We start from the raw sequence: 21,835 nt of genomic DNA on the forward strand, positions 1-21,835 counted from the left end.
AGGAGGATTTCATGCGAGAAACCCAGATTGGGCTCTTGCTCGACGAACGTGCCGCCAGGAAGCGGGGGAGCAAGGCCATCGAGCAGCGGCAACGGGACCGGCTGGGCGACATGATCGCTTACGCCCGGATCCGGTCACCGTATTACCGCAGGCTCTATCAGGGCCTGCCGCACGAGATCACCGACCCGGTCCGTCTCCCTGTGACCAATAAAACTGACCTGATGGCCCGCTTCGATGACTGGACCACCGACCCTGCCGTGACCTTGGAGGAGACCCAGGCCTTCGTCAGCGACCCAGAGCTGATCGGCACGAAATTCCTCAACCGCTACACCGTAGCCACTACCTCCGGAACCACCGGTACCCGGGGCCTGTTCCTGCTGGACAGGAGAACACTCAAGGTAACCAAAGCCATGACGGCACGCATGCTGCGCTCCTGGCTCGCTCCGGCAGACGTTCTGGCGATCGTTCGCGGCCGCGGGCGGATGGCCATGGTCATCGCCACAGGCGGCCATTTCGCTTCCGCCGCCGCCGCAGCAGCGCTCCGCAGGGGACCGGGCCGGTCCATTGTGGACGTTTTTCCAGTACAGACTCCGATGCCCGAACTGGTCGCCCGGCTCAACGACTTCAGCCCAGCAATTCTTGCCCCGTACGCTTCGACCGGGCGGCTGCTGGCGTCGGAGCAGGAAGCCGGCAGGTTGCACATCCGGCCGGCGCTGGTGGTTCTCTCGGCCGAGGGTCTTCCCGTAGGAGAGTATGAGCGGATGGCAACAGCGTTCGCGGCCAAGGTCCGTCAGGGTTACGCCGCAACCGAATGCCCGTTCCTTAGCTACAGCTGCCAGGAAGAATGGTTGCACGTCAACAGTGACTGGGCCATCCTGGAACCGGTCGACGCCAACCATCGCCCCGTCCCTCCCGGACAACAGTCGCATACCGTTCTACTGAGCAACCTGGCCAACCGCGTTCAACCGGTCCTGCGCTACGACCTCGGCGACAGCGTCACAATGCAGCCCACGCCCTGTCCGTGCGGCGACCCGATGCCGGCAATCCGTGTTCAGGGCCGAACCGCTGAACTGCTCACCTTCCCCGGGAGTGGTCCGGGCCAGATCACAATCACCCCGCTGAGCGTCGGCACGCTGTTGGACGAGGTCACGGGCCTGGCTAGGGGCCAGGTCGTGCAGACCGGCCCCGAGAGCCTAAGCCTTCGCCTGCAAGCCTCCCCCGGGGCGGCCCCCGATACCGTATGGGAGGCCGCCCAGTCAAAGATCACCCACATGCTCGTCGACCAAGGCCTCAGCAGGGTCACCGTGACACGCGACCCGCAAGCACCCGCCCTCTCCCCAGGCGGCAAGCTCCGCACAGTTGTCCCGCTCAACCCCACACCCTCGAGCCCTGCCTGAGCGAACCTACAAGGGTCTGTGTGACGAAACCCTGAAGGCTCTGTCCTCGTCGTCGGGGGGTTGAGGAGCCGGACGACCGTAGGGCAGGAGATTCTCAGCAACTGTGCTCTGACCGCGGTGTCATCCTCTTCGCGTTGAGTTACTCGACGGGCTGAAGCTGGGGCAACCGGATGTCTATAGTCCCGGCCAGATCATCCGAGGGCATCCCAGCCGCCGCCGTACAACCTGATCGGGACTTTCAAGATGTCATAGGTCGCCGGTCCCTTAAGCCCGGCTTCCGCATTGCCGATTTCGCCGGTCATTTCCGTTTAGGGACGGCGGACAGGGCCCGCGAGCGTTCGCCTGAGCCCCTTGCCCGGCTCTATCCCTGATCATCACCGCCGCGCCCGCGAGGCCCCGCAATTTCGCGAGCACGACGTAATTTCGCGGGCACTTTTAGGTGAGGCTCGTCGCAGTCTTCCTCCTTTGATGTTACGGATGTAACATCAAAGGACCAGTCGGCCCCAGGCTGGTCCATGTGACCAGAGCGGCGGAAAGGCGCCCGCGAACCGAGGCCCCGTCCTTCGGCTCCTGAACGGCCTCCCGCTCTTTGGTTCGCACGGCGTCCTGGGGTGGTCTGGGACCCTGACGTATTTGGTATTTCGACCGAAGTGGAGGAGTTCGATGCACGTTTCCCCCAAAAGTGGGGCCCAAGTATCGGCTGTCTCCCTCCTCGCTGCAGCCAGCACATCGTATGCCGGCGGGACAGGTCGGGTCCCGTCCGCCTCACGCCATCCAATGCCGCTCTCACACCATCGACGACGTCCTTATCCTGTCTTCCGGGTTCCGGAGCTAGCCCGAAGGGTGAGGTACTTTGCCGACCGGGCAGGGGGATGGAATGCCCCACACCGACAAGAATGCCCTCGCCGGCGACACAGTCTGATGAGCTGTGAGAACAGTACCCACCGTCCCGATTCACCGACTCTGCGGATGAGTACGCCGTGACGGCCGGAAAACGCAAGGCCGCCGACCCAGGGCCGCGAGCCCACGGCCAGGAGGAGGGCCTGCCCGTTGAGACCGGTCCGGAAGGACGGGCGACATGAGGGCGGGGCGCTGGACAGGCCGTGCACGGGCAGCGGCAGGGCAGCTGTTGCGCGATCAGCCTGCTGACCGAGAGGGGCGATCCCCTGTTCGACGGCGCTTCGGTGGGCTCCGCGCTCTGGTCACCGTGGTGCTGGTTCTGGCTCTGCTCCTGGTCATCGCCGCGGTCGTGTTCGGTGTGATGCTCTTAACCAATGCCGAGGCCGTATTGTCCTGGCTGGATGGGATACTCCGGCAGGTTCAGCGAATACCGTTTATCGGAGGTGAAGATTCTTCGGGCGGCGGGTGAACTAATACGCGCGTTGAACAGACCAGGCAGTTGCCCGGACCGCTTCTACCAAGGACCACCACAATGTTGCCGGTCGTGGCCGGACCGGCGCTGGGGTAGAGAGTTTCTCTGGGATGCCGCGGACCCCCGGTTTGACTTAGCTTGGAGGGGTTGCTGGTGCCGGGGTTTCCACGCTTGGGGAGCGCGTCTCCCGCCCTTCAGACTGGCCTCGTAGGCGATAGATATCCCGATACGAAAGCAGCCGCTCCGGGGCGTGGCAGCGGATCCGTGGGGCGTGCCGCGTCGTTGTGTCGCCGCGATTTGCCGGAGCAGCCCCGGAGACGTGATTCTGGACAACACAACCCGGTGGCCACAGCGCGCGGCGTTCCCCATCTGGGCGCCTGCGGCTCGAGTGGCACCTCTGGCACCGTCCACTCATGCGGGTCCAGGCGCTGCCGGCCTTCCACGACCCTCCGATTCAGGCCCTTACGGCAACCACGGAGACCGGCACCCTGCATGTCACCTGGTGTCAGCGACCTGCTCGGATTGCAGGACCTCGCGGACCCGCTTCTCAGCGCGGCCGGTCAGCCCTGCAGGGGCCAAGGGCACAGTTATTCTGTTCGACGCAGGAGACCGAAGCATGACCTCCCAGGTCGGCTCCAAGAATGTGTTTGAGTGCCCGCCCGTCGGGGCTGCACGGACAGGTCGGCTGCACGGACAGGTCACTGAGTAACCGCCAGTGCCTAGATCAGGGGCCGACAGCGCGCAGCACCGGGGCGGGGTCCTTGTTCCTGCCCCCGTGGTCGGCGTTGTGGGCCTGTTCGGCAGGGGCGGGGGCCTCGGCCAGTATTGCCGCTTCGGCGAACCGGGCCATCGCTTCCTCGGCTCGGCGCAGTTCGCTCCTCGCCTGTGTCCCGAGGGGAGCCGGAAAGTAGTCGCGGGCGGCGATTTTGCGCAGCCAGGTGCGGAAACGTGCGAGGTCCGCTTCGGATTCCTCGACTTCCTCGAACGTGGTGCGTCCGCGTGCCGTTTCGGTTTCCAGTTCGGCGAAGAATGCGGGAAAGCGTTTAAGGACTTCGGTGTATTCGCCGCTTCGTGCCTTCTGCAGCTCCCGAATTATTTCCTGTTCCTGCTCCCGTTCAGGGAAGGAAATGGTCAGCACCCGGGCTGTTCCTCCGTCCCTGATCACCCGCGCGGCCAGTTGGGCCACGGCCCGTAGTGTTGAGGCCTTTGCGGGCAGCAGGCATGCTGATTGCTGCAGGTACAGGGCACCGAGTTCTTTGAGCTTGCGCCAGACTGTGACCCGCAGGGCCGCCGGGGCGCCGGCAGTCGAGATGGTCACCATCAGCCACCGCCCCTGATCGTCCTCATCCATGTCCCCATGCTACCTCCCGGTTCCGCATCCCCCTGTTGCCTCCTTGTCATACCTCCGGGAAACCCGCCGGATGACTGTTTCGGTGCCTCTGACTCACTCCGACTTTCGCGCGTGCGGGTGCTTGAGCGGGTGAACGTTGCGGCAAAAGGGGACACCGGAGAGAGGTTCCTTCACGTTTGGACGCTTTCTGTAGCCCGGGTGAAGGCGGCCTTGGAGAAAACGGCGGGCCCGGCCGACCTGCACGTCCATAACCTGCATGTCGCCCCGGCGGCAATGCGCTGGGTCTCGGTGGACCCGGGAACGTTCCTTTGATTACGAGTACAGGTTTCCAGGGGGAGCACGGGTAGGAATGGAGGCTGCTCACCGCTGCCGGTTCCCTGCACGGCGCCGTTCGGTTTCCCCTCACTGCCTGCCCAACGTTAACAACGGTCTCAGTGAATGTTACACTCGTAACATTCACTGAGGTGGGAGGGCCGGCCGAGAGCCGCTGACCGGCGGTGGTGCTGGCCGTCGCTGCGCCGCTTCCGTGGCCTCCTCAGAAGCGCTGAGCGCTGAGGTGCCTTGGCGGGGCGTGCGGACCCATTCACGTCCAGCACGGGAGTAAGATCTGTGTCCTTGTCTCTTTCCATGGCTCTTCCACGTCCGGCAGGCCCGGGGCTCCCGGCGGGATCCTTTCCTGGCTTGCTGCTGCGTCCGGCTGCACTGCTCGAAGGAGCGGGGTGGTGGTCGTCGCTCCGGCCGTTTTCATCGAATCCGGGGTTCTTTTCCCATTCAGCGAGCACGCCAAAAGTTAGCATGGCAAGGTTGCGGGCTGCGGAACTGTTTTCCGTCCGCTGCGGGGGCAGGGCAGCGGTCCTGGTACGGTTCTTGCCGTTCGTGCGCACCTATACCCCGCTTGCAGCCGGCACGGCCCACCTGCCGTACCGGACGTTCCTCATCTGGACTGTCACCGTGGTCGCGGCTTGGGGTGCGGGGCTGGCCCTTCCGGGCGCCTGGCTCGGTAGTGCCGAGTTCACCGTCCGCAACATCGGCCTGGTCCTGATCGTGGCCGCCCCGCTCGGCATGCTCCGCTGCGGTGCCAAGTACCCTGTCCCGGGTATCGCCGCGACCATACCGGGGCAAACCAATCTGCCGCAGGGCAACCCTGAGGTGGACGGCTACACTGACGGCGCCGGCAGGTGAGCGCGGCCGTGACGTCCCCCGCAACGAAGTCAGCTGCCACGGCGAATGCATCTGCCTGGGATCTGGCGGGCCTGCTGAGCCCCGACGCCGTGGAAGTGTTTCTGGGGACGGTCGTCCTGCTGGGCCTGGTGCTCGTCGGGGGCGCCTGGCTGAGCATCCGCCGCCCACGGCGTGCCGGCCGGCCAGGGCGGCTTCCGCCCCGCGTGTTCCGGAACTGGGGGTACCTGAGCTTCAAGAACCCTCGCCGGGAGCCGGACAGCGATCCGGTACGGGTGGTCATTTACCCACCGGGCATCGGGTCCATCCGGACAAAGGCACTGCACCGGCTCAGCGGCCGGCCGGCAGCGGGAGCCGTCCCCGGCCTTGCCGCAGGGGCGTTGGTACTCCTGCTGCCGGATCGTCATCTGGGTCCGCCGGTCCTGTCGGCACTCACCCTCGGAATCCTGGTCTGCTGCGCCTGCCGACTGGTCCTCCTGCGGGTCACCGGACACGGTGTCCGGGCACGCTGCCGTACCATGTTCGTGGCTGACACCGGCCCGCTCCGGTCGGGACTGCTTGCTGGTAACGAGCAGGCGGAACAGGACACGCTCATCGTCCTCGCCGGCCTGAAGCCCGAGCACGCCGCCGGTGATCCATGGGCGTTCCACCGCCGGATCTATGAAGAGGCCCTCCGCGATCGGGATGTGCGGAAGCCCGGAACGGCTGAATCGGGGCCTTAAGGGACGAGCCCTTCAACCAGCGATCGCATTCTGAATGGCGTTCCTCCGGGAACCGACGTGAGGCCCTGTATCAGCCGGCTTGACCGGAGGGAGGGCTTGGCCGGCCCGTGCGATGAGCAGCCCGCCTGGATTTACGAACAGGAGCAACAGAAACCATGAACCACCACCCTGATGGCCCTCCACCCCGCGAAGAAGAAACCTCTGCGGATGACCGGACCGTCGGTAGCCGCGACCTCACCCGGTGGAAAACACCGGCCGGTAGGGCTCTCGCGTCCTGGGTCCAGCGGCTTAGTTTCCGTCTTGGGCGGCACGGGGCGCTGATCCTCATGGTTGTGGCGGGCGCCGTCATCGCAGGGCTGTTGACCGCGGTTGCCGGTGAGGTGTACGAGGCGGTGGCAGAGTCCGACGGGGTGGCTGCCCTGGACCGTCCTGTGCTGGATGCGGTAAAAAGGCTGCGTTCGCCCGCCGTTGACGCCGCAGTGACCGGCTACAGTGCTCTCGCCGGCGAGACTGTTTTGCCCGTCGTTGCCCTGGTCGCCATCATCATTCTCACCCTCCGGCAACGGACCTGGACACCTTTTGTTCTCATCGTCATTGCCGGAGCCGGATCCCTGTTCATGACCGTGGTCGGCAAGCAGCTTATCGGCCGGGCCCGGCCTCCCCTCGTTGATGCTGTCCCGCCTTTTGAGTACTCCCCTTCCTTTCCCAGCGGCCACACTTTGAACTCTTTCGTCATCGCAGGGATCATCGCCTACCTCATCCTGCTGCGCGGCCACAGCCTCCGGGTCAGGGCGTCGGCCTTAGCCTTGGCTGCAGGGTTCGCCGTCACTATCGGCCTCAGCAGGGTGTTTCTCGGCCACCACTGGCTCACCGACGTTCTTGTTGCCTGGACCCTCGGTGCAGCATGGCTCGCCATCGTCATCACAGTCCACCGGCTGCACCTCACGCTCCGCCGAAAGTCTTGAAACGGGAACAGGCAAAGGCAATCGGGTGCCCGGGAAGTATAAGACCTGGCCGCCCTTATGCCCCGCGCCGCTGAACGTGCAGTGGAACGGCCCCCTCCCATTCTTCGGCGTGGGACAGAACAGTGGGCGGTCCTTCCGCCCGCCGGTTACTGGCTCCCGGCGGTTCAGCAATGGACTCTGGTGCCGGGGCGCTCAGTCATCCGGGAAGCTGGGAAGGACCATGATCTTCAGTGCCTCCGCTGCGACCTCGACCAGGAGTGGGGTGGTGCCCGCCAGTTCACCGTCCAGTTCGACTGGAACTGGCCGCTCGGTTTCGATCCTGAGCCGATTGATGAGGAGAAAGCCGGTCGCCGGACGGTGGAAGCCGAGGACAAAGAGACCCAGTTCCACCAGGAAACCTGCCCGGCGTCTGCCGCCGAGCCCGAAGACGGCCAGCAGGCGGTCATCGATGCCTGCCCCGCGGATCGGGCTTCCTCCGTGGAAGCCGCCGTTTGCGATGACCAGCTGGTGAGTGGTCAGTGGGGTGACGGCGGACTCGGAGTCGAGCCAGGCGCTGAAAGGCCTGTGCCTGGCCAGGATCCGCAGTCCGGTGACCATGTAAGCCAGACGACCCAGACATCGTTTCATCCCCGGTCCCGTCCCGCCCGCGACCAGGGCCGAGAGCCCGACGCCGGCGACGTTGGCAAAATACCGGCCGTTGGCCATGCCCAGGTCGACGTCGGCAACCTTTCCCGTCGTGATTACCTCCACTGCCGCCGTAAGGTCCAGGGGGATCCCCATGCTTCGGGCGAAGTTGTTGGTCGTGCCCAGAGGAAGGATTCCCAGAACGGTGTGCCGGTAGGCCAAAGCGGCCGCGCAGCGGCTGAGAGTCCCGTCGCCGCCGCCGACGATGAGCAGCGCTGGTTCCAGGGCCAGGGCCTGGGCGAGTACGGCGCCGAGCTGTCGTCCGTCGGACACTTCAAGGACCCTGTCGAAGGCCATGCCCCGGTCTTCCAGGAGCGACCGGGCGCGGTCTGCGAAGCGGCCGGCGCGCCGGGACGCCGTGTTGACCAGCAAGACCGCGCGCCTGTGCCTGCGGATGTGCTCTTCGAGTTGTTGCTTGGGCTGCATCCTTCGGTTGCCCTTTCTCTGCCCACACAGCCTGTCGGGAGGCACCACGTTCGGGCACCGTGCCAAGGTTGTTCTCCGCACGGGATGCCCCTTTCGTACCGGAGGGGACTGCTACGATAAGACCCTGAACTGCTACGAATGTAACATTCCAAGTGAGGTTGTCCGTGCAACACATCTTCATTGCCGCCGATGCCGGGCGAGGCGGAATCGAACTGTTCTCAATGCTTGGCCTGGGATTACTTTTCATCCTCATCCTCGTGCTGGTCCTGTTTCTTGCCGTCTCGGTTTCTGTCTGGGTGGTCGTGCGCCGGGCAAGGCGGTCCGGTGCGGTGAAACGGGGCCAGGAAGGAATGGAAAAAGCACTTCAGGGAGGCCTGCTCAAGGTACGGGCCCGGGGCGCCCAAGGTGTGGGCCGCGAGCTTGCCCAAAAGCGCCTGCGGCTACGCGCAGCCCTGGATTCCACAACCCGTGCTGTCGAGCTGTTCCGTGACCAGCAACGCCCGGTCGGGGAAATCCCGGCCATCATGGGCACTCTTACCCGGGCCGGGGCCGCGCTGGACAGCCAGCTGCGGCTCGCCGAGCGGGAGCCGGACGAAAGCTCCCGGCGGGCCGCGGCCGCGGCCTTCGAACCGCAACTGGCGCAGATCGAGCGTGCCGCCCGGGACGTCCGCAGCACCTTGACAGATGCAGCCATCGCACTGGGTACGGATGACCTGGACAACGATGTCAGAGCCCGGCTTGCCACCGAGAGTCAGGTCCTGCAAGCCTGGACGCAGAGCTACTCCAGCTCCGGCCATTTCCCCGCCGAACCTCCGGCGGGGGTCACTTCGCAGTCAACGCGCACTGTCGTGTGCGGCCATGACTGGCCGCACACCGTTGCTGTCCGCGGCCACACCGATGGTTCGTAAAAGGCGTGGTGGATCCTGTGTCTACATGACAGCCCGGTCCGCCGCCGTCTTTGCTGCCTGCATCCGCTGCGGGGGAAGCCATGAAGATCCGTAAACGAATGGCCGTGTTCCTGCGGTCCGGTACCGCCGGCACACCGGACCAGGCCGGGAACCTGCGCGAGACCCTTGAAGCCTTGTACGCGCGGCAGCAGGACACGCTCCGGCAGTTACGCCGCGGCCTTGCCGATATCGTCGCCGCGCGCACCAGGGTCAACCTCCGGGCACAGCGGGCGTCCGCCCTCATGCACCACCTGCAAGAGGAAGCCCAACAGGCAATCGCAGCAGGGCAGGACGCACTGGCCCGGGAGGCGCTGTGCCGCCGGGCCGTCCTGCGCCGGAGCTTGACCGATCTGGGGCGCCAGGATGAAGCCTTGCGGGACCAGGAGGACGCACTGGCCCGCTCCCTTCAGACCCTGCAGTCACAAGTGGACGGGATCCGGGTCAGGAAGGAGTACCTCGACGCCACCCGCAGGGCAGCCGATGCCCGGACGGTCGCCGCCCGGTCACTGTCCGGCTTTGACGGAGACCTTGCCGAACTCGACCGGTTGCTCGGTCAGGCCGAGCGCGAGTGCGCCGCGCTGCAGGCTAGGGCCGCAGGGTTTGAAGAGCTTCTCGCCTCTTCTCCTGCAGCGGCCGCAGGAAGAGGTGGGAGCAACGCTGACATGGAGTTCGACCGGCTCCGGATTGATAATGAAATCGAACAGGAATTGGCAGCCCTGCACGCTTCACCCGAGCCCGGTCCACCGCCGCGAGCCTTTCCCTTCGGAGGGCAGCCATGATCTTTGCCGCCATCACGGGGCGGCGGAGCTGCCCTGCGCCGGGACCTGACGGGTTTGGCCACGGACGCGTACCGGCGGGCGTTGACAGCGGCCGTGGTCGCGTTCGGAAACACCATTCTTATTCCACTGCCAAGTCCAGTGCCCGTCAATCGTGGGAGTCATGTTGATCAGCCGCCACGGACCCGATCCGGACCCGCACCGCTCCTATCCGGGCCAAGGCACCCTGGTTGAGAGCAGCCGCCGTGCCCGTCATCGGCTGCGCTGGCTTAAGATCACCGGCAGCGCAGCCGCTGTGCTGCTGCTGGGTGTTCTCGCTTTCGGCGGGTACTGGATGTGGCGGCTGCAGACCAATATCACCACCTCCGCCCTGGGCGCCGGCGGCCTGCGCTCCGATGGCCCCGTCGATGACCGCAAGGACCGCCTCCAGGTCCTGGTCCTGGGCAGTGATACCAGGACCGGGAAGAACGGCCAATACGGCACCGTGGACCAGTCCTCCGGCTACGGGCAATCGGATGTGATGATGCTGTTGGACATCTCGGCCGACAACACCCACGTCAACGTTGTCAGTTTCCCCCGGGACCTCCTGGTCGACGTCCCGGCCTGCACCGACGCCAAGACCGGCCGGCACTACGCGCCCCGCCCTGGGGCAATGATCAACAGCGCCATGGCCGAAGCCGGGATCGGCTGCGCCGTGGATACTGTCAACAAACTCACGGGCCTGGAAGTCGACCACTTCATGATGGCTGACTTCAACGCGGTGAAGGAACTCTCCAATGCCGTAGGGGGCGTTGAGGTGTGCGTCAGCTCCGCCGTCTTCGACCCCGACTCCGGGTTACGTCTGCCCGAAGGTACCTCTCAGGTCCAGGGAGACCAGGCGCTGGCGTTTCTGCGCACCCGCCATGCATTTGCGGACGGCGGAGACCTTGGCCGGATCAAAGCACAACAGGCGTTCCTTGGTTCCCTGACCCGCAAACTCAAGGCCGAAGGGACCCTGGGCGACCCGCAAAAGATGCTGGGCATCGCCGATACCGTGACAAAGAACCTGACCGTCGATGAAGGTCTCGCGTCCGCACCGGCGCTGTTGACCATCGCCGACAGGCTCAAGAACATCGATCCGGCCAAGGTCAACTTCATCACCGTACCCAATACCCCCGCGGCACCGGATCCCAACAGGCTGACTTTGAGCGAACCGGCCGCGGGTAATTTTTTTGCCGCCCTCAAGCAAAACCCCGATCTGAGCCAGGCTGCGGCAGCCTCTGACCCCGCACCTGTCCCGGCCACGGAATCACCGGCAACCGGGTACGACAAGGCCCTCCAGCCGATCACTGTCGCCAATGGAACAGGGGTAACAGGCAGGAGCCAGGACATCGCGGCGCTGCTGTCCGCCAAGGGCTTCACGAACCTGGCCCGCATACCGGCCCAGCCGCGGGCAGAGACCATGGTCTACTTTGGGCCGGGCTTTGCTGATGTTGCTGCTGACCTGGCCACAATGTTCGCCCTCCCGGCCTCAAACATGCAGGAACTTGCTCCCGTCCACGGCGTGCAGATCTACGCGGGCGGAGACTTCGCCGCTGGGAACCGGCCTGTGGTCCCGGCCCCCCGGCCCGGCGATGTCGTTGCCCAGACCGCGAACGATCAGAGCTGCCAGAGCGCGAACCCGCTCGGATAGCTACTCCCATGCACCGCAGCAGCGGCTGTGACCGGGAAGGAAGTCCAGGGTCCCCGCGATGAAAGGAGAGCCCTCAGGTGCCGAGACTGTTTCCCATGACCGGGTCCCGCCGTGGCCTGCACCCCCGACAGTGGTCCGCGCTACTGGCCCGTGCGCCGGTGACGCTGGGCTTTGTCGCCGTTTTCTGGGGGGCGGGGGCACTGTCGTCCAGCCTCGTCTCCGGGCCCGAGGGGTCGCTGCGTTCCCATGTGGCAGCAACTGCCCATTCAATCCCCGGCCAGTGGTGGACGTTGCTTGCATCGGCGTTCTGGGCGGGGAACCTGGCGGGATATGTTCTGGCAACCATTGTGGTGCTCGCCGTCGGCGTCCCCCTTGAACGCCGGATGGGAAGCCTGAGATTTGGCGCTTCCGCACTGGGTGTCCAGGTTTTGGGTGTCGGAGCGGCCGTTGGTTTTGTGGCTGCTGCCCGGGCCGTGATGGGCGGCTGGACGCGGGAAATGGGCGGGCATCATTTCCTGGGTCCCAGCGCGTTCATTGCCGGTACCGCCATCGCGGCGACCACGGCGATGCCGACCCTTTGGCGACGCCGGATCCGTTTGGTGGTTTTCGCGTTGTTGCTGCTTTTGGCCCTCTATGGTGGGGGTTTCGCCGATCTGGTCCGGCTCGCCGCGGCCGGTGCGGGCGCACTTCTGGGACCGGTCATGCTTCGCCGGCGGACGCACTTCGGACGCCCCGTCACCTCCCGGCACGAAGGCCGGGTCCTGATCGCGCTCCTCGTAGCGGTGACCGCCATCGGACCGGTCGTGGCCGGTCTGGTCCCGCACGCGGCCGGACCGTTGTCTGTCCTGCGGCTCCTGTTCACCAATATCCAGCCCGTGGATCCACTGGAGCTCCAGAGCCTCTGCAGTGACCCGGCCCAGGCCAAGCACTGCGCGGCGGCCCAGCTGCAACTGCGCGCCGGAGCCGGCGGGATCTTCATGGCGATCCTTCCCTCCTTCCTGCTGCTGCTGCTCGCAGATGGTCTGAGGCGCGGCCGGCGCTTCGCCTGGGCCGCCGCGGTGCTGATCCAGCTCAGCCTCTCCGTGCTGGCCGGGATCACCATCAATGGAGTCCTGCAGCCGGCAGCGCCGGACACCCGGGCCGCTGAAGGGATCAGCACTATCGGAACAGCCGGGTCCGCGTACCCGCTCCCCTGGCTGCTGCCACTGCTGCTGCCCGCCGCGCTGACCCTCGTGTTGCTGATGACCCGCAAGCTCTTCCCGGTCGCCGCCCCGGCGGGCACCTATCGATCCCTCGGCCTCCGTCTTGCTGGAACGGCAGTTGCCCTGGGTGTGGTGTACGTGGGCGCCGGGCTGGCCCTGGCCCAGGATTTCTCCCCCGTTCCGGGTCCGGCTGAGCTGCTCACAGATGTTCCGGACAGGTTTCTTCCCCTGGCGTACACGCTGGACGTACCTCCGGCGTTCTTTCCCCAAGGCATGGCCGCGGTGCTGCTGTACGAGGGTGTCGGGGTCATCTTCTGGGCCGCGTCGGGTGTGCTTGTCCTCAAATCGTTCCTGCGCCCTGCTGCCGTCCATCACCGGGGGGCCGAAGGTGCCCGCTCGATCCTCATCAAACAAGGAGGCGGCTCCCTGTCCTGGATGACGACGTGGACCGGGAACACCTATTGGTTCTCCGCCACCGGCGAGAGTTTCATCGCCTACCGCGTCATCTCAGGGATCGCGCTGACACTCGGCGGTCCGGTGGGGCCGGAAAGCGGGAAGGGAACAGCGCTATCGGAGTTTGCCCGGTTTTGCCGCGAGCACGGATGGACCCCGTGCTTCTACTCGGTGGACCAGGAGCTGCGGGACCATGCGGCTTCGCTCGGGTGGGCCTCGGTGCAGGTTGCCCAGGAGACGGTGCTGTCCCTGGATTCAGTGTCATTCAAGGGAAAAAAGTTTCAGGACATCCGCACCGCGATGAACAACGCGGCAAAAGTGGGCATCCGCGCCGAATGGATCACCTACACCACAGCACCGCTGCCCCTTCAGGCCCAGATCCAGGAGATCTCCGAAGAGTGGGTTGCAGATAAGAAAATACCGGAGATGGGCTTCACCCTGGGGGGCTTGGACGAGCTTAGGGACCCCGATGTCCGGTGCCTGCTCGCCGTTGACGATCATCACACAGTCCACGCCATAGCGTCATGGCTGCCTGTCTACCGCAACGGAGGCGTCGTTGGCTGGACGCTGGACTTCATGCGCCGCCGCAGCAGCGGCTTCCGCCCCGCCATCGAGTTTCTGATAGCCTCCGCCATGCTCAGCCTCGAGAAGGAAGGCTATGAGTTCATCAGCCTTTCCGGGGCACCTCTGGCCAGGGCGCGCCCCGACGGGCCCCAGCCAACAACAGCAGCGCCGCCGGGCACCGGAGGCCTTGAACGGTTGCTTGACTGGTTGGGGGCAACTCTGGAACCCATCTATGGGTTCAGGTCCCTGCTGGCCTTCAAAGCGAAATTCCGGCCCCGTTATGAGCCGCTCTATATGCTCTATCCCGACGCGGCCGCGCTGCCCGCCATCGGCAACGCCGTCACCCGCGCCTATCTGCCGGCGATCAGCCTCGGAGAAAGCCTGGCGCTGGTGCGCCGCATACTGCTGCGCGGCAAGACCGCTGCGTCTGGCCGGGTGGACACCGCATCGCACCCATGCGGGGACCGTGCGCCCCGGGACAGCGGAGGCGGCCGGCAAAACAGGGGCCAGCAGCTGTCACCGCCGGAGCAAAGCAGTGGAACAGCCCCGGCACCGCAACAGGAGGAAAGATCTGCTCACCACACTTCCAGGGCGCCTGAGTGATGGGCTGAGGCTTTCCCGAAGTCCCCTTCCCACTCTGCCGGTGCCGACGCGGTGCGGGGCCAGATCTGCTCGCCGTTGCAGGACGGACAGCTCAGTGGACAGGACAAGCAGGTGCTCTCGGGCCTGCTGCCCGCTGCCAGGTCCGCGGGCGTCCCGGCCCAGTTCCTCACTCCTCTCGAGGAAATTGCGAAGGCCGGCGACCAGGTTCCGGCCGCCTCGGTCACGGCCTTGCTCAAGGCATGCGGTCTCACACCGAGCCCGACACCGAGCAGTAAGTAGCAGACTGCGTCCGGTTGCTCCACACGCAGCGGCAGGGCCGCGGGCAAATTGCCGATGCGGCTGACCGGCCCCGGCCTGACCGGCCCCGGCCTGACCGGCCCCGGCCTGACCGGCCCCGGCCTGATCGGGTCCGGTGAAGCCGGATTCCTCGGCCGCCGCGCTCCGGGCGCGTTCGCGTTCCGTTGCCTCCGGTCAATCGGGATCGGGCGGGCACCGTGTTGCGGTCGCCGGGAGCGCACCGCAGCCGGTTGTACAAGGTTAGCCTTCTAATAAGCTGCCGCGGTGACCACTGCACCAGACCTTGCGCGGGGTCTCCCAGCTTCGTTGTAGATAGGATTTTTCGCCCTCCTGCAGCCTTCCCAGCAAACCGTAAGGTTCAGGTAGGCATAATGGACCGGAGCTTCGGTCAACCGCTATTTGATCGGAGCTTTGCCAACTGAGGGCGCCAGGTGCCGGAGTCGCGTACTGGGCGCTGGCCACGCGGATGAGGATGCCGCCGGTCGCTGGCGGACCCGCACGAGGAAGGCCCGCTCTGAGACCACGCGTCAGGCGGTGCCACGCCCAGCGGCGCCACACCAGAGCGCCGCACTGTACGGTCTCCGCGCGCGGAGAGGGTGTCACGTTACCGATTTTCCTGACCGCTGGCAGTGTCGTTCGCGAGGAACTCCGAGGAACACATACCGCCGGGCCGACCTCACAGGTCGCCAATGAGTCGGGATTTCCGAAGCAAGGCTTCATAATAGGCTGAAGAAGGCCCGTGATGGAAGACGGTACAGTTCCACGGTGAACGGTACCGCGAAGTGCGCAGCTGTCCAAGTGCCAGACGCACTGAGGTTACCCCAGTCGGTCGGCGTGTCGTTCACGGGCGGATTCCCCAGCGCGCTGCCAGAAAGTCCAGGGCTCCCGGCAACGCCTTGGATGTCATCTCCCATGAGTGGCCCGTGTTGGCGACCTGCCGGGTCTCAACCGTGAACCCTGCTTCCCGCGCCGCCGCTGACAACACCTCCATATAGCCGAGGAACTCAGGGTCCTTGGCGCCCGCAGCGAAATACACGGCTTTCCCGGCAAAGTTTCGCTGCTTCATGATGCCCAACGGGGTCTGCGCTTCGAAGGCGGCCGTATCCCCACCAAAGGCGGCGTCGATCGTCTTCTGCCGTTCCTTGGCCAAGGCGGGTTCCTGCTCGCTGGCAAAGGCGAGTACGGACGGGTAGAGGTCAGGATGCCTGGTACCCATCTGCAGGGCGCAGGTAGCCCCGAACGAAAACCCGCCAACCGCCCACTGGCGCTGATCGGAGTCAACGTCCAGCGTCTGGCTGATCCAACCGGGCACATCCTGGGACAGGAACGTATCCGCCTGCGCGATGCGGCTGTCCATGCACAGCGTATTCCCGGTGGCGGATCCGTTGGGGTCCACAACCACCACCACCGGTGCCAGGCCGTTATGCTGGGCAGCAAAACGGTCCAGCTGGCTACGGAGTGCACCTCCGGTGAGCCAGTCTGAAGGGCCGCCGGGCTGGCCGGAAAAGAGCACCAGCACGGGCAATGCCGGGCGTCGGGTGCTTTGATACGCCGGAGGCAGATAAATGAACGCCTCGCGGCTGTCCAGACCTGAGCGGGGACCCGGGATCACGGCTTTTCTTAGCAGGCCCCCGTCCGGAAGGTCCCCCGGGGCGTTCCAGGCGTCCAGGCGTGTTGGGGCGGGCCCGCCCGGCTGGCGCATCAGTCCGGCTTCCAGCGGCTGAATCCGCGCCAGGGCCGTCCCCAGAAGGTCGCCGACGGTGCGGTTAAGACCAAAATAGGCATTCACCTGAACTGCGCTCAACAGGAAAACGCCAAGCAGGGCAGCTGTGGCAACTGCCCTGCCGCGCCACCCCGGGCCGCGAAGACGCACAAGCCATAAAAGCAAGGCAGCCACTGCCGGCACGGACCATGCCAGCACCTCCAAGGGAAGCACTTCCGGGAACGTGGAGAATACATAGATCAGAAGCCAATGAACGGCAGCGACGATGGCAACAGCGAGGAAAACAACGATGACCGCTCGAAGGGCCCAGCGAACGCCTCGGCCCCACAGAAGATACAGTCCGCCGGCCGCACCCGTTGCCCAGGCACACCACAGGACCGGACCCTGCGCCAAGGGAATGTCGGCAATAAAGTCCACTGCAGCTACTGCCTCCTGCGCCCTAAGTTCATTTCACTAGCTAGGATACGTTCACTGGTTTTGTCTTTAGCAGTGCCATGCGCGCCGCTCACCGAGCAGAAACCCCGTTGGTTACCTCCTGCACGGTGTCGAGGCGAACTCCTGCTGGATTCGGTTCCGGGGCCTATGGCTGGCCACGATGCCCGGATCATCATGGACATCAACGATTTCGACGAGACGGCGTCGGGTCCCTGGAGTGGAACTCCCTAGCCATCACCGGTTTCGCGCAGAATGGATGTTCCCGGCGCACGATGCCCGGCGTCGGGTGCCCGTACTGGGCTGGGGAGATGAATCGTCCTCTCGCGGTGCTCATCGTGATTCTGTTCCGTGGTCGGCTGCGGCCAGGCAGGACGCCGCGAAAGGCGCCGCCGCCTCGCGGGCAGCAACGGCCGCTGCTGACGAGGTGCAGAGCGGATCTGCTCGCCGCTGCAGGAGGGGCAGATCAGTGCACAGGACAAGCAGGTGCTCTCGGGCCTGCTACCGGCAGCCAGGTCCGCGGGCGTCCCGGCCCAGTTCGTTACTCCCCTGGAACGGATCGAGAAGGCCGGCGACCAGGTTCCGGCCGACGCGGTCACCGCATTGCGCGAGGCCTGCGGCTTCAAGTAGATCCCGGTGCCCGGATTCCCAGGGTCCCCGAGGGTACCGGGTGGATCGAACCCCTGTGCTCCTAGCTTCTGACTGACCCACTTCCGGGACAGTACGCGACTCCGGCACCTGGCGCCCTCAGTTGGCAAAGCTCCGATCAAATAGCGGTTGACCGAAGCTCCGGTCCATTATGCCTACCTGAACCTTACGGTTTGCTGGGAAGGCTGCAGGAGGGCGAAAAATCCTATCTACAACGAAGCTGGGAGACCCCGCGCAAGGTCTGGTGCAGTGGTCACCGCGGCAGCTTATTAGAAGGCTAACCTTGTACAACCGGCTGCGGTGCGCTCCCGGCGACCGCAACACGGTGCCCGCCCGATCCCGATTGACCGGAGGCAACGGAACGCGAACGCGCCCGGAGCGCGGCGGCCGAGGAATCCGGCTTCACCGGACCCGATCAGGCCGGGGCCGGTCAGCCGCATCGGCAATTTGCCCGCGGCCCTGCCGCTGCGTGTGGAGCAACCGGACGCAGTCTGCTACTTACTGCTCGGTGTCGGGCTCGGTGTGAGACCGCATGCCTTGAGCAAGGCCGTGACCGAGGCGGCCGGAACCTGGTCGCCGGCCTTCGCAATTTCCTCGAGAGGAGTGAGGAACTGGGCCGGGACGCCCGCGGACCTGGCAGCGGGCAGCAGGCCCGAGAGCACCTGCTTGTCCTGTCCACTGAGCTGTCCGTCCTGCAACGGCGAGCAGATCTGGCCCCGCACCGCGTCGGCACCGGCCGTTGCTGCTTGCGAGCCGACGGCGCTCTTCGCGGCGTCCTGCACCTGGCCGCAGCCAGCCGCAACGACGAGGAACAGGACCCCGATGAGCACAGCGAGAGGACGATTCATCTCCCCAGCCTAGTACGGGCACCCGATGCCGGGCATCGTCAGGCGGGATCATCCAGGCATCGCCGGGTGAACGAAGGCGTCGATGAAATCCGGGTCGAGAGGGTGCGGACAGAAACGCCAAACGGCGCCCACAGTCGCGTCGGCGCGTGCATCAAGACAGGGTCCCTTGGACACCGGCGGCCGCCGGCGCGTGCACCGGGTGGACAGAAACATCGGAACAGCCACGAACTAGGCCGGGTTCTTCGACGCAGGGAGTCGGTTCTCGCTAGCCGCTTCCAGCGCGCAATGCTCTGACTGCCTTGACGAGATCACTGTTGTCGGATTCGATCTGATCGCCGACAGCGTAGGTGGCGAACGCGGTGTAGTCATCCAGGTGGTTGCGTACACGGAAGGCCACATCCGACAGCTGTAGCGCCGACAGATGCTGGGCTATCTGGTGGTAGGCACGCACCGCGTCCTCTGCGGCGTCCCTGCGTCGCTTTCCGAAACACCGCCTACACGGCCGGCCAGTATCAGGCCGCCGCCAGTCGTTTCAAATCCCACTCCCAGGGACCGGACGCCGTCCGTCAAAATCGTTGATGATCATGATGATCCGCTCATCGTACGTGCCATAGAGCAGAAGTTTCCCGCATGCGCGTCCCCGCATAACAAGGCACCCAGACTGGTGCATGGGCCCGGCGGCCAGATCCCCTGCCATAGCGCTACGCGGCCCGGGAAAAGCAAACGGTAAGGCAAGCCTCGAAGAGGCACCAACTCCGATAGCCGGGCTTCGTTGCTCGACTCCACGAAATCGCCTTCATTGCTCGGCGGCCGGGCGGCGGGCTCAAAGGGCCGGACTACGGTGTAGCGAATGTGTGCGCTGACTGTCGTGCAGATCCCTCGTGCGGCCTTCGTTATGTGTCGACGGCAGGACACCTCGAACACCTGCCCCCGTTGCGGCTCCACCATTGGAGGCGCACGCGTGGCCGAGCCGGGCCGTCAGGCCACTTCGCGCACGCTGCGCATCCGCCGCAGCCATCCGTCGACCCACCAGCCGAGTTCGATGATGGCGATCCCGACGACGGCGCACGCGGAGGCAGTGAGCGTGTGGCCGATGTTGCCGGGATCGAGCTCGAAGAGCTGGCGCGTGATCGGGAGGGCGAACATCGCGAACGAGCCCGCCATCATGATCGCTACGAGCGCGATCTTCCACCACGCGTACGGCCGGGCCACGATCGCCAGCACCCACAGCGCGATGGCGATCAAGGTGATGAGTGCCGAGGTGCTCGCCTGCACCTGGGTCGTGCTGCCGTCGGCCACGGAGGGTCGGACCAGCAGGTAGCTCGTGAAGGTCGCGGCCGCGATGACGATGCCCGCGGGGATCGCCATGCGCATGACCCGCCCCACGAATCCGGGCCGGGCGCGGTCGTGGTTTGGGGCCAGAGACAGAATGAAGGCCGGAAGCCCGATCGTGAACCAGCCGGTGATCGTCACGTGCCGCGGGAGGAATGGGTAGGGGAGCGCGTCCAGCCCGATGAGTCCCGGAACGCCGACCATGAGCGCGAGCAGGACCGAGTAGACGGTCTTCGTGAGGAACAGGTTCGCGACCCGCTCGATGTTCCCTATCACGCGCCGCCCCTCGCCGACGACGTGGGGCAGAGTTGCGAATTTGTTGTCCAGGAGCACGATCTGCGCGACGGCGCGGGTTGCGGGACTGCCTGCGCCCATGGCAACACCGATGTCGGCGTCCTTGAGCGCGAGGACGTCGTTGACGCCGTCGCCCGTCATCGCCACAGTGTGCCCGCGCGACTGCAGGGCGTGCACCATGCTGCGCTTCTGCGCCGGGCTGACGCGGCCGAACACCGTGTGTTCCTCGAGGGCGCCGGGCAGCCGGTCGTCGTCGGGCAGGGTGCGCGCGTCGATGGGTGAGTCCGCACCGGCCAGCGCGAGCTGGTGTGCGACGGCGCCCACCGACGCAGCGTTATCGCCCGAGATCACCTTCACCTCGACGCGCTGGGCCGCGAAGTAGTCAAGTGTCGCGCGCGCGTCGCCGCGCACCTTCTGCTTGAGCACGACGAGCGCGGCCGGCTCGATGGGCGGCACCGCGGCCGATCGATCGATGACGGTTGGATCGAAGGCAGCGGGATCGTCGACGGCGGGGTCCGTCGCGGTGCCGGTCGTCAGAGGGGAGCCCGCTGCGGTGTTGCCGGTCGCCCCGGCCGGGAGTCCTTCCGCGCGGGCCAGGAGCAGAACGCGCAGGCCTTGCGAGCCGATCTCCTCGGCCTCCTCGCGCGCCGCCGACCCCGGGGGCAGCAGCACGTCGGGAGCGCCCAGCAGCCAGGTGCCGTTCCCGGCGAAGCGCGCGCCGCCGAACTTGCGGGCCGAAGAGAACGGGAGGGTCTCCTCGGTGCGCCATCCGGGCGGGTCGGGAAACGCCGCGGCGATCGCCTGCATGCTCGCGTTCGGGCGCGCGTCCTCGACGGCGAGGGCGGCGAGGGCTAGGAGAGCACCGTTGTTCCGGTCGCCCGTGCCCGCTCGGGCTCCGTCGGCATCGGCTCCGCCCGGCACGGGCCGGACCTCGGCGAGCTCCATAGCGTTCTCGGTGAGCGTCCCGGTCTTGTCCGCGCACACGACGTCGACCCGCGCGAGGCCCTCGATCGCGGCGAGCTCGTTGACGAGGCAATTGCGCCGGCCCAGGCGGACGACGCCGACCGCGAACGCGATTGTCGTCATGAGGATAAGGCCCTCGGGGACCATCGGAACGAGCGCCGCGACCATGCCGCGTAGCGCGTCCGGAAGGGGCTGGCGGCCGGTCAGTTGGTTGTAAACCGACAGGATGCCCGCAGGCACGAGGAGCCACGTGATGACCTTGAGGATCGTGTTGATGCCGTTGCGGAGCTCCGAGTTGACCAGAGTGAACTTGCTTGCCTCTTCCTCGAGCTGCGCGGCATACGCTTCGCGGCCGACCTTGGTCGCGCGGTACAGGCCCGAGCCGGACGCGACGAAGCTGCCCGAAAGGACCGTGCTTCCGGGTATCTTCACGATCGCGTCGGACTCGCCCGTCAGGAGCGATTCGTCGACTTCGAGCGAACCGGAGGTGAGGACTGCGCCGTCGACCACGATCTGGTCGCCCGGACCGAGCTCGATGAGGTCATCGAGCACGATCCCGCTTGGAGGGATGGCCACGGTGCGGCCGTCCCTGCGCACGTGGGGGTGTGCCTGCCCGATGATCGCGAGCCGGTCGAGCGTGCGCTTCGCCCGCAGTTCCTGGACGATGCCGACAATACTGTTCGCCACGATGAGCCCGGCGAAGAGCCCGTCGAGGAGGTACCCCGTCGAGAAGATGACGGCGGCGAGCACGGCAAAGATCGCGTTGATCCGTGTGAAGACATTCGAGCGGATGATCTCCCACGCGTTGCGGCCGGCCCGGGCCGGGACGTCATTCGTCGCGCCCACGGCGACGCGGCGCGCCACCTCGTCCGGGCTGAGTCCCCGCTCAGCCATCACCGCCTTGGCTTTCCCTGCCTCGGTCACCGCATCCTGCTCCATGGACCTACATTAGGCGCCCACACGGAACACCGCGTCGCCTGCAGGC

At 66.0% G+C, this 21,835-nt stretch carries 18 protein-coding genes; 12 read left to right on the plus strand and 6 right to left on the minus strand.

Going from position 1 to position 21,835, the window contains the following annotated elements; all coding sequences use genetic code 11:
* The first annotated feature begins 11 nt into the window (after positions 1-11).
* The gene (locus tag FDP28_RS17900) at positions 12-1,397 is read left to right on the plus strand and encodes a phenylacetate--CoA ligase family protein (RefSeq protein ID WP_144662955.1); all 1,386 of its coding nucleotides are present in this window, start codon (positions 12-14) and stop codon (positions 1,395-1,397) included.
* Between the two features lie 1,078 nt (positions 1,398-2,475).
* Positions 2,476-2,766: a hypothetical protein gene (locus FDP28_RS17905; protein ID WP_144662956.1), complete on the plus strand. Its 291-nt coding sequence runs from the start codon at positions 2,476-2,478 to the stop codon at positions 2,764-2,766.
* Positions 2,767-3,493: 727 nt separating this feature from the next.
* On the opposite strand, the gene FDP28_RS17910 is transcribed toward FDP28_RS17905, so the two are convergent.
* A complete protein-coding gene (locus tag FDP28_RS17910) occupies positions 3,494-4,120 on the minus strand; it encodes a Chromate resistance protein ChrB (protein WP_186313704.1) in 627 nt (208 codons plus the stop codon).
* Between the two features lie 795 nt (positions 4,121-4,915).
* On the opposite strand from FDP28_RS17910, the gene FDP28_RS17915 reads away from it, so the two are divergent.
* The 3 genes from FDP28_RS17915 (at position 4,916) to FDP28_RS17925 (ending at position 6,986) form a co-directional block, all read left to right on the plus strand.
* A complete protein-coding gene (locus FDP28_RS17915) occupies positions 4,916-5,302 on the plus strand; it encodes a DedA family protein (RefSeq protein ID WP_144662957.1) in 387 nt (128 codons plus the stop codon).
* An 8-nt stretch (positions 5,303-5,310) separates the two neighbouring features.
* The gene (locus FDP28_RS17920; RefSeq protein WP_144662958.1) at positions 5,311-6,021 is read left to right on the plus strand and encodes a DUF6611 family protein; all 711 of its coding nucleotides are present in this window, start codon (positions 5,311-5,313) and stop codon (positions 6,019-6,021) included.
* A gap of 155 nt (positions 6,022-6,176) precedes the next feature.
* Positions 6,177-6,986, plus strand: coding sequence for a phosphatase PAP2 family protein (locus FDP28_RS17925; protein WP_144662959.1), 810 nt, complete (start codon positions 6,177-6,179; stop codon positions 6,984-6,986).
* 192 nt (positions 6,987-7,178) lie between these two features.
* Here FDP28_RS17925 and FDP28_RS17930 read toward each other — a convergent pair whose 3' ends face one another.
* Positions 7,179-8,096 carry a diacylglycerol/lipid kinase family protein gene (locus tag FDP28_RS17930; protein WP_144662960.1) on the minus strand — a complete coding sequence of 306 codons (918 nt, stop codon included), beginning with the start codon at positions 8,094-8,096 and terminating at the stop codon, positions 7,179-7,181.
* A 164-nt stretch (positions 8,097-8,260) separates the two neighbouring features.
* Between FDP28_RS17930 and FDP28_RS17935 the strand changes: the two genes are divergently transcribed.
* The 5 genes from FDP28_RS17935 to FDP28_RS17955 all read left to right on the plus strand — a co-directional run bounded on the left by FDP28_RS17935 (position 8,261) and on the right by FDP28_RS17955 (position 14,592).
* A complete protein-coding gene (locus tag FDP28_RS17935) occupies positions 8,261-9,004 on the plus strand; it encodes a hypothetical protein (protein ID WP_144662961.1) in 744 nt (247 codons plus the stop codon).
* 80 nt (positions 9,005-9,084) lie between these two features.
* Positions 9,085-9,822, plus strand: a complete 738-nt coding sequence (locus tag FDP28_RS17940) for a PspA/IM30 family protein (protein ID WP_144662962.1) — start codon at positions 9,085-9,087, stop codon at positions 9,820-9,822.
* A 160-nt stretch (positions 9,823-9,982) separates the two neighbouring features.
* The gene (locus tag FDP28_RS17945; RefSeq protein ID WP_144662963.1) at positions 9,983-11,491 is read left to right on the plus strand and encodes an LCP family protein; all 1,509 of its coding nucleotides are present in this window, start codon (positions 9,983-9,985) and stop codon (positions 11,489-11,491) included.
* A gap of 95 nt (positions 11,492-11,586) precedes the next feature.
* Positions 11,587-14,313, plus strand: a complete 2,727-nt coding sequence (locus FDP28_RS17950; protein ID WP_144662964.1) for a bifunctional lysylphosphatidylglycerol flippase/synthetase MprF — start codon at positions 11,587-11,589, stop codon at positions 14,311-14,313.
* Positions 14,314-14,364: 51 nt separating this feature from the next.
* The gene (locus FDP28_RS17955; protein ID WP_144662965.1) at positions 14,365-14,592 is read left to right on the plus strand and encodes a hypothetical protein; all 228 of its coding nucleotides are present in this window, start codon (positions 14,365-14,367) and stop codon (positions 14,590-14,592) included.
* A gap of 859 nt (positions 14,593-15,451) precedes the next feature.
* Here the strand turns inward: FDP28_RS17955 and FDP28_RS17960 are convergent.
* Positions 15,452-16,750, minus strand: coding sequence for an alpha/beta hydrolase (locus FDP28_RS17960; RefSeq protein WP_144662966.1), 1,299 nt, complete (start codon positions 16,748-16,750; stop codon positions 15,452-15,454).
* Between the two features lie 165 nt (positions 16,751-16,915).
* On the opposite strand from FDP28_RS17960, the gene FDP28_RS21015 reads away from it, so the two are divergent.
* Both FDP28_RS21015 and FDP28_RS20885 read left to right on the plus strand, forming a co-directional pair.
* Entirely contained in the window at positions 16,916-16,999 is an 84-nt protein-coding gene (locus FDP28_RS21015) for a DUF2252 family protein (protein WP_397321067.1), read from the plus strand.
* Between the two features lie 252 nt (positions 17,000-17,251).
* The gene (locus FDP28_RS20885) at positions 17,252-17,395 is read left to right on the plus strand and encodes a hypothetical protein (RefSeq protein WP_260842526.1); all 144 of its coding nucleotides are present in this window, start codon (positions 17,252-17,254) and stop codon (positions 17,393-17,395) included.
* A 512-nt stretch (positions 17,396-17,907) separates the two neighbouring features.
* On the opposite strand, the gene FDP28_RS17970 is transcribed toward FDP28_RS20885, so the two are convergent.
* From FDP28_RS17970 to FDP28_RS17980, 3 genes are all read right to left on the minus strand, one after another.
* Complete coding sequence (locus FDP28_RS17970) at positions 17,908-18,261, minus strand: hypothetical protein (protein WP_144662967.1); 354 nt, start codon at positions 18,259-18,261, stop codon at positions 17,908-17,910.
* A gap of 265 nt (positions 18,262-18,526) precedes the next feature.
* Positions 18,527-18,712, minus strand: coding sequence for a hypothetical protein (locus tag FDP28_RS17975; protein WP_144662968.1), 186 nt, complete (start codon positions 18,710-18,712; stop codon positions 18,527-18,529).
* A 527-nt stretch (positions 18,713-19,239) separates the two neighbouring features.
* A complete protein-coding gene (locus FDP28_RS17980) occupies positions 19,240-21,789 on the minus strand; it encodes an HAD-IC family P-type ATPase (protein ID WP_144662969.1) in 2,550 nt (849 codons plus the stop codon).
* Between the last annotated feature and the right edge of the window lie 46 nt (positions 21,790-21,835).

This window comes from Paenarthrobacter nicotinovorans, from assembly GCF_007670255.1.
GTDB classification, from domain to species: domain Bacteria; phylum Actinomycetota; class Actinomycetes; order Actinomycetales; family Micrococcaceae; genus Arthrobacter; species Arthrobacter nicotinovorans_B.